Origin of the sequence: Paenibacillus sp. KS1 (assembly GCF_001680695.1) — a bacterium.
GTDB classification, from domain to species: Bacteria; Bacillota; Bacilli; order Paenibacillales; family Paenibacillaceae; genus Paenibacillus_B; species Paenibacillus_B suaedae.
Genome location: NZ_MAIS01000305.1, coordinates 1 through 463, shown reverse-complemented (window position 1 = coordinate 463; position 463 = coordinate 1). Strand labels below are relative to the sequence as shown.

At 46.7% G+C, this 463-nt stretch carries 1 pseudogene; it reads left to right on the top strand.

Annotated elements, in window-relative coordinates:
- Positions 1-18: 18 nt before the first annotated feature.
- Positions 19-463: pseudogene (locus BBG47_RS28435) on the top strand (RNA polymerase subunit sigma-70); the annotation flags it as partial.

Sequence of the window (463 nt, the reverse complement as noted above, 5' to 3'; positions counted from 1 at the left end):
AAGGCGCTGCAGGCATCAGTGACCCGGGAATTAAATATTCCGCTCCACACGTCGCAAGGAGATTCGATCCTCCGCAAGCTGATTATCAGACCGACAGCGATAAAATTGGAAGTAGAGAATAAGAAAGTATTCGAGGAAATTCCATACCGAGAAGTTTCGTTGCTCGTGAACGGACGTAAGCTTGAAGGCTGGGAGATGATACTGGAATATGCCAATACTTCGCTCTATGGATATCGGCAAGCCTTCACGTTTCCGGCAAGGCCCGACTTACGTTTGACCGCGGACACGCCGGTAGAATTGTTGTTGGAACGTGAGATCGAGAAGATAAAGGACTATAAGAAGCCAATCAAGTTGACAGCTATTTCAGATGAAAAGAAAGAAACGCTTGTGAACGTAGAGGGTTATCCGGTCAAAGTAACCTACTATACCAAAAACGGTGACCTGTATGTCGAGAACGAGAGCG